The 3,794-nt window shown below is 70.5% G+C and carries 6 protein-coding genes and 1 riboswitch; of the genes, 4 read left to right on the top strand and 2 right to left on the bottom strand.

Annotated elements, in window-relative coordinates:
- The coding region (locus FMEAI12_RS36760) for a hypothetical protein (RefSeq protein WP_160144351.1) at positions 1-203 on the top strand (203 nt) is incomplete at its 5' end.
- Positions 204-412: 209 nt separating this feature from the next.
- Here FMEAI12_RS36760 and FMEAI12_RS29775 read toward each other — a convergent pair.
- Together FMEAI12_RS29775 and FMEAI12_RS29770 are read right to left on the bottom strand one after the other, a co-directional pair.
- Positions 413-643, bottom strand: a complete 231-nt coding sequence (locus FMEAI12_RS29775; protein WP_112108649.1) for a hypothetical protein — start codon at positions 641-643, stop codon at positions 413-415.
- Positions 644-1,050: 407 nt separating this feature from the next.
- Positions 1,051-1,437, bottom strand: coding sequence for a metalloregulator ArsR/SmtB family transcription factor (locus FMEAI12_RS29770; protein WP_165938401.1), 387 nt, complete (start codon positions 1,435-1,437; stop codon positions 1,051-1,053).
- 179 nt (positions 1,438-1,616) lie between these two features.
- Positions 1,617-1,810: riboswitch (cobalamin riboswitch) on the top strand.
- Between the two features lie 95 nt (positions 1,811-1,905).
- On the opposite strand from FMEAI12_RS29770, the gene FMEAI12_RS29765 reads away from it, so the two are divergent.
- The 3 genes from FMEAI12_RS29765 to FMEAI12_RS29755 are packed head-to-tail and all read left to right on the top strand — an operon-like array spanning position 1,906 to position 3,310.
- Positions 1,906-2,064 (top strand): hypothetical protein, encoded by a 159-nt coding sequence (locus FMEAI12_RS29765; RefSeq protein ID WP_235014787.1) that lies wholly within the window; start codon positions 1,906-1,908, stop codon positions 2,062-2,064.
- Entirely contained in the window at positions 2,061-2,945 is an 885-nt protein-coding gene (locus FMEAI12_RS29760; protein WP_112108647.1) for a (2Fe-2S)-binding protein, read from the top strand. The genes FMEAI12_RS29765 and FMEAI12_RS29760 overlap by 4 nt, the downstream gene beginning before the upstream one ends.
- Positions 2,942-3,310: a hypothetical protein gene (locus FMEAI12_RS29755; protein WP_112108646.1), complete on the top strand. Its 369-nt coding sequence runs from the start codon at positions 2,942-2,944 to the stop codon at positions 3,308-3,310. Before FMEAI12_RS29760 ends, FMEAI12_RS29755 begins: the two co-directional genes overlap by 4 nt.
- Positions 3,311-3,794 lie beyond the last annotated feature (484 nt).

Raw genomic sequence — 3,794 nt, 5'->3', positions numbered from 1 at the left:
ACCAGCTTGACCTGGCGCTGGCCACCTTCCTCCTCAAGATCCTGCGACCCGCGACGTTCGTTCGCGACCGCCCCGACCGCGCCAGCCCGCGCAGAACCAAGAAGGCCGGTGACTTCCCCGCCCGCCGACCCGGCGAACCCAGCGTGGTCAACGTCAGCCGACGCATCGAACTCCACTACCTCGACCGGCCACGATCACCTTAAAACAGCGCCATTGGGTGCACGCCCCTGTCCCGGCGGCCGGAGCCCCACATCTCCGGTGGCACGGGCCGGGAGCACGTCCCCCGTTTATCCGGCTCTGTTCCACTCCCGGCCCTGGGCACCTGACCCGGCCAATGGGTCCTCGCATTGGACCGCTCGCGACCTCGGCCGGCCGCCTGGCTGACGAGGTTGCGGCCGGGGGGTACTGATGTCTAGGACAGCCCGGTGGCCGCGCGTGCTTCGGCCAGGGTGCTCCAGCCGGTGCCGAGCATCATCCAGCCGTCGTGGCCGGCCAGGCGGTTGATCGGATCGCGTACCTTCACCTGCCAGCTGCCGGGGCTGGTCTCGCGGGCGAGGGCGGCCTTGCCGTCGCAGGAGCCGTAGTGTCTGCCGAGTGCGGCCGGCTCAGGCTGGGTCGCTTTGAGCAGGTTGTCGGAGTCCATCAAGTCGCTCCGTAAAAGGACCACAGGTGCGCCCGGGATGGGCGCCGCTCGCGGGTCACGACCCGGGTGGCTGTTGCTCCAGTCCGATGTTACGCCGCCGCCGGCGCCCCGCCAGTGGGAAGGCCTTCCGCCATTCCCCAGGCGCGAGGCGTCAGCGCCGCCCACCGGGAATGGGCAGGGCGGGTCTGACCTCGGGTGTTCCGTCGCGGAGGTCGACGTCGACGGGGAGCCCGTAGACGGTTTCGATGAGGTCGGCGGCGTAGACGTCGGCCGGGGTTCCCGACGTGACGACGTTGCGCCTGGGCGCCGGAGAGCTCGTCGACGTGGCGGTCGGCGAGCACGGTGAGGTCGAGCAGGTCGAGCAGGTCGAGCAGGTCGATTGTGGCTCACCTGCCGGCCGGCGGGCGTCAGCGGGCGGGCTGGCCGGACCGGTGGTGGAGCTGGGGATCGGGCCGGACGCGGCCCAGCAGGTCGGCGACGGCGGGGTCGGCGAGGCTGTAGCGGATGATCCGGCCGTCGCGCTCGGCGAGCACGGCGTTCTGCTGGCGCAGGACCCGCAGTGCCTGGGAGACGGCGGCGTCGTTCATGCCGACGGCGGTGGCCAGATCCGAGACGGAGATCGGGCCGGCGTAGTGCACCGCGAGCAGGATGGCGAGCCGGCCCGGTTCGCCGAGCATGGCGAACCGGGCGGCCCACCGCGTCACCTCGGCGCGGTCACCGATGGCGGCGACGGCGTCGCAGGCCCGGTCACCGTCGATGATCCGGGCCCGGTTCTGGTCGTCCAGCCGGTGCATGTGGAGATTCTCGCATCCACGTCGACCGGGCACCTGCCCGTGGCGGTTGCGCATCCGACCCTCAGACCGTGGCCCGACGAGCCGGATACCGCGCCGCCGGGCGGGATCAGCCTCCATCCGTGATGGGCGCGGCACCCGCGAAAACATCTGCATGGTCTTGCAGGCGACTCGCGTTGGTCGTACGGTTTGTCGGCCGTGGTGCTCGGGAATTCGGTGTGATGCCGGAGCGGCCCTCGCCACTGTGATCGGGATGTCGCCGGCCAGTCCCCGCCCACCGGGGAAGTCACTGGGCGTCGAGTACCGCCGCCTGGGAAGGCGGCCGGCGACGCACCACCCGTCAGCCAGGAGACCGGCCACGGCACCCGCGAACACCGTCCACGAGGTGCTGGAAAGCGGCCTGTTCTGGCATGCGCGCACGTCTGGTGGCCCTGAGCGCCACACTCCTGCGACCTCGAGCTCTCGCTCCGCGTGGCCGACGGCGTGTGGCTCCTCGACCGGACGGGGACCCTGCACACGGGCCGCCCGGCGGAGGTGATCGCCTCCGGGGCGGTGAACACCACCTTCGACGGCGACGACCTGCGCTTTGACCCGGTGACCAGGACCTTCGAGCTACGGGAGGCAGTGTGACGGGCCAGCCCGACATGACCGGAGCGGGGCGGCGGCCCGCCCCGGCGGTGCCGACCGCCGGGGCGGTGCCGGTCGCCGCAGCGGTGCCGGCCGTCACGGGAGCGTCGGCGGTGTCCGCCGCCGAGGTGGCGAGCGCCTTGCGGAGGCTCGCCGAGATCAGTCCCTACTTCGAGGCCGACATCGCGGTCGATCTCGCCGGTGCCGGCGAGGTGGGTGGGGCCGGGCCGGTGCCGGTTCGTGTCGACGAGCTCTACCGGGGCGGGGCGGCCCTGGCCGCCGCGGTCGACGGAGTGAACGAACGGCTTGGCGGCGTCGAACGACGGGTCGCCGCGTCCACCCTCGCGCTCGGCCACGCCGCCCGGCTCTGGTCGGTGGCCCTGGGCTGCTGGGCGACCGCCGGCATCGTCCCCGACCTGCCCCCACCCCGCCTCCGGGTGCAGCCGAGGCTCACCGCGCCCGTGCGGCTGATCGTGGACGAGACCGCCGGCTGGCGCGTCGAGAGCCTGGCGGACGCCGTCGACCTGCTCCGCGAGATCGTCGTCGAGGACCACCTGCGGCCCTACTTCACGGCCCTGCGGGGTGAGACCCGGCTCGCCCCGCGCCTGCTCTGGGGCAACGCCGCGTCCGCGCTGGTCGGCTCGACGCGGGTACTGGCCGCCTCCCCGCTCGTCACCCGCACGAAGGACGTTCCCCGAATGGCGGCCGCGCTGCTGGCGACACCGCCGCTCGCTGGTACGACCGTCCACGCCGTCACCTCCGACGGCGGACTGGCGGTCTCCTCGGTGGTCCGGCGGAGCTGCTGCCTGTTCTACCGGGTGCCGGGCGGCGGTACCTGCGGAGACTGCCCCCTGAGCCCGGCCGCGGAGAGGACACGACGTTGACCACCGACACCGAATACCGGGTCACCGAAGAACTCGGCAACGGCACCCTGCACGTCTTTGCGCTGCCCACCGACACCGAGACCCTGCTGTCCCTCGTCACCGAGATCTTCACCGACCACTGGCGCCAGATCGGCTTCGGCGTGATCGTCCAGGGCGCACCATTGATTGACGATGGTCATCGTTACGGGCTCCCAGTCGTCAATGTCCAACGTCATCGCGATGAACAACCAGCTACTCTCACTGCAACAGGCCGGTGTTGCGACGACCGGTTGAGTTCGGTCGCGAATCGCCAATCCATGTGGTGGACTGGGATTACCTCGGGAGCGATGGCAGTCATGCGCGATCTTCCTTCTCGTGTTCGCTGACGGGAATCCGGATCATCCGATCCGCGCCTGGGTTCTTCGACCGCCAGTAGGCGAGCGCCCGCGCGGCCTCGCACGGCTTACAGACTGTCCTGTACTGCTGGGTACCGTCCGCGTAGCGACCCGCCTTAGCTAGCTCGCCGTGGCTGCCACAACGGCGGCATACGCCTTCACTTTCCTTCTGGTAAATAGCTTGCTCCTGTGGGGTGAGGGCATGGCGAAATGGGGGTGTGCAGTGCGATGCGTTTAAACGAGGTCTAGGCGGCGCGGGTGTCCTGACGGTCGACACCGGTAAGGACTAGCGCGATGCGGGCCTCGGCCCGTGGGGTCAGTTTCGGGGCGCGAGCGAGGGTCAGGCGCCAATGCCGTGAAGCTTAAGTCGATCTTGGATGGCTGATCTTCTGCTGTTCTTGGCTGGTGGGTTGGTACGGCGTGGCGGCGTGGCATCTGTGCTGGTGGGTGGTTTGGTCACGGTTCGTGGCTTCGA

Origin of the sequence: Parafrankia sp. Ea1.12 (genome assembly GCF_900465275.1) — a bacterium.
Taxonomy (GTDB): Bacteria; Actinomycetota; Actinomycetes; order Frankiales; family Frankiaceae; genus Parafrankia; species Parafrankia soli.
The sequence above is the reverse complement of the archived record's forward strand: the minus strand, read 5'-3'. Positions and strand labels throughout refer to the sequence as shown.